This is a genomic window from Parafrankia sp. Ea1.12 (assembly GCF_900465275.1).
Lineage (GTDB): Bacteria > Actinomycetota > Actinomycetes > Frankiales > Frankiaceae > Parafrankia > Parafrankia soli.
Window position 1 is genome coordinate 1 of the sequence record NZ_UBIZ01000641.1, and the last position, 3,053, is coordinate 3,053.

General features: G+C 73.6%; 2 protein-coding genes and 1 pseudogene. All 3 read right to left on the minus strand.

The annotated features are described in order from the left end of the window. Nucleotides 1-125: 125 nt before the first annotated feature. Nucleotides 126-671: pseudogene (locus tag FMEAI12_RS34315) on the minus strand (IS3 family transposase); the annotation flags it as partial. A 207-nt stretch (nt 672-878) separates the two neighbouring features. Further along, nucleotides 879-1,547, minus strand: a complete 669-nt coding sequence (locus tag FMEAI12_RS34320; RefSeq protein ID WP_112109230.1) for a response regulator transcription factor — start codon at nt 1,545-1,547, stop codon at nt 879-881. Then, nucleotides 1,544-2,809: a sensor histidine kinase gene (locus FMEAI12_RS34325; protein ID WP_235015041.1), complete on the minus strand. Its 1,266-nt coding sequence runs from the start codon at nt 2,807-2,809 to the stop codon at nt 1,544-1,546. The genes FMEAI12_RS34320 and FMEAI12_RS34325 overlap by 4 nt, the downstream gene beginning before the upstream one ends. Between the last annotated feature and the right edge of the window lie 244 nt (nt 2,810-3,053).

Below are 3,053 nucleotides of genomic sequence, written 5' to 3' on the forward strand. Positions count from 1 at the left end.
GAGTGCATACGCGACGCATGCCGGAGGCGGGGACGGGCTGTGAGCACTAGCCCGGAGCCGAATCGTCGACCACGTCGACCCTCCTTTCGTTCCGCTCACTCACACATTGCGACCTCGCGTCGCACCATATGGAAGAAGTCGACGGCCAGCATGGTCGAGGCCTGGGTGCGCAGGAACTGCCGCCACGTCGTGTCGATCTGCCGCCTGGGCGCCGGTGGCAGCCCGAGGGTCTTCAGGATCCGGCGGATCGTGGAGGCGCTCACCCGGTGGCCGAGCTTGAGGAGCTCGCCCTGGATCCGCTGGTACCCCCACGTCGTGTTCTCGGTCGCGAGCCGTTCGATGAGGGTGGCGATCTCCGTGCTGACCGGTGGTCGTCCCGTCCGCTGCGGATGGGTCCATTTCCGTGTGATCAGACGGCGGTGCCACCGCAGGGCGGTGCCGGGGGTGACCAGCCGGTGCGCTCGCAGCGTCTTGGGGAGAACCCTGATCAGTGCGGCGAGCACCGCGCGATCCGCCCAGTCCCACCGCGGCTTGGGCTGGGTACGGCGCAGCACCGCGACCTCGTGCCGCAACACGAGCAGCTCGATGTCCTTCGACGCCGACGAACGACCGAGGAGGACCAGCCAGCCGCACACCCGAACGAAGATCAGATAGAGCAGGCGGATGGACATAGTCGACCATCATGCCGGCAGCCTGCTCCGCCGCGTCAGCCCAGGTCACAGGCCCAAGCCGACTTCTGGCACCCCACAACCTTCGCGGGGCTGCGACGGGCGGCCGTCGACACCGACGGGCACCTCACCGGCGATGGTGATCCGGTGCCTGAACCGCTCGAAGCCGGGATGGCCCAGGTCACCGGGGGAAGGTGGGCGGTGTGCGGGTCAGGGGCCGGGGGCCGTCATGTCGACGAACCCGGCGCGGTACGCCCACACCACCGCCTGGGTGCGGTCCCGGACACCCAGCTTGCTGAGGATCCGCTTGACGTGGGTGCGGACCGTCTCGACCGACAGGTTCAGGACGGCCGCGATCTCGGTGTTCGACCTGCCCTCGGCCAGTGCCCGCAGCACCTCCGCCTCCCGGTCGGTCAGCTGGTCGGCCCGCGTCAGCAGCTCGCGGTCGGGCACGCGACGGCGGGCGAGCGTGGCCAGCAGCCGGCGGGTCACCGCGGGGGCGACCAGCGCGTCGCCCGCGGCGACCACCCGGATGCCGTCGATCAGCTGCTCAGGGGTGGCCCGCTTGAGCAGGAAGCCGTCGGCGCCGGCGGCGAGGGCGTCCTCGACCACCTTGTCGACGTCGAAGGTGGTCAGCACCAGGACCCGCGGCCGGGGATGCGGCCAGCTGGTGATCTGGGACGTCGCCCAGACGCCGTCCCGACGGGGCATGCGCACGTCCATGAGCACGACGTCGGGCCGGTAGCTGCGTGCCGCCAGCACCGCCTCCTCTCCGGTGGCCGCCTCGGCGGCGACACAGATGTCCGGCTCGGCGTCCAGCAACGCCCGCAGCCCGCTGCGCACCAGGCCGTCGTCGTCGGCCAGCAGCACGGTGATCACGAGCCGGTGGCCGGGTGCGTCGGGAGGGTGGCCAGCACCCGGAAGCCGCCCTCGACGGGTCCGGCCTCGAACGACCCGCCCTCGAGCCGGGCCCGCTCCCGCATGCCGATCAGCCCCCGGCCCGGCACCGGGGAGGCGAACCCGGCGCCCTCGTTGAACACCTCGACCCGGATCTGGTCGGCGACCCGGCTGACCCGAACGCGGATCCGTCCCGTGTCGGTGTGCCGGACGGCGTTGGTCAGCGCCTCCCGCACGATCCGGTACAGCACCCGCTCGCTGCCCGCCGACAGGTCGACGGGTTCGGCGTCGAGGTCCACCTCCCGCCCGGTGGCGCGGATCCGGTCGGCGAGCGCCGCCAGTCCTTGGGCGCCCGCCTGGCCGTGGGTGTCGTCCGGGTCGTCGTCACTCACGTCGAGGCCCTCGTCGCCCTGGCGCGGGTCCTGGACCGGATGCAGCACCCGCAGCATCCGGTCCAGCTCGCCCAGCGCCTCCCGGCCCACGTTCTCGATGTCGGCGAGCGCCTGCTGGGCGAAGGCCGGGTTCTCCGCGAACAGCCGCCGCGCGACGCCCGCCTGCAACACCATCACGTTCACGGTGTGGCCCAGCGCGTCGTGCAGCTCGCCCGCCAGCCGGCCTCTTTCCTCGTGCAGCAGGCGCTCGGCGGCCAGCGCCTGCTCCCGTGCCTCGCCGCGGACCTGGGCGTGCTGCGCCGCGGCGACCGCGCGGCGGCTGCGCGCGGCGTCGCCGCCGACCGTCGCGATGAGGAAGGACATCGTGATCCCGGCCATGTCCTCGACCGTCAGGGCACCGCGGTCGAAGAGGGCGTAGCCGCCGACGGCCATGACGCACAGCGCGGTGCTGGCGATCCGGACACCACGGCCGCCCACCGAGAAGCAGCCGAACAGGGCCAGCCACGCTGGCCACTGGACGGCCACGACGGCGTAGCCGGCCGCGGCGTTGACCGCGACGATCGTCGACGTCACCGCCATCGCGGCGAGCGGCGCGGCCTGCCGCCAGGCCAGCGCCAGCGCGGACACCGTGGCCAGCGCGGCCGTGACCGCGTCCGGCGGGTGGTAGGGCGCCCGACCGGACGAGACCAGTGTCACCGTGATCGTCGCGACCGCCAGGCCGATCGCCAGCCAGACGTCGGCCCGGTACGGGCGCGCGCGCCACAGCGGATGGCCCGGACGGGCTCCGGGCGAGGCGGCGCCCTCCCGGGGCAGCGGGCCGGGCGGGACGGACAGGACGTCGGAAGCGACCATGGCCGAGGACACAGCCCATCGTGACCGGCTTCGCGGCCGTGACGCCATCCCCAGGCCGGGCAGCCGGCGTCACCCGCGCGGGTGACGCCGAGGGTGACCAGACGCGGGCCGATACGACCCGCCAGGGTGTCGACCCCCGGTCCCCCGCCCGGCGACCCTGACCGAGGCGCTGGTCGCCCAGCGCGGGCAGACCGCCACGGCCAGCCCGGTCCACAGCCTGTCCGCCCCTCCCCCAGAGCTGCCC

Coding starts and splice junctions, on each gene's coding strand:
- FMEAI12_RS34325 (WP_235015041.1), bottom strand. CDS start 2,809: ATGGTCGCTTCCGACGTCCTGTCCGTCCCGCCCGGCCCGCTGCCCCGG.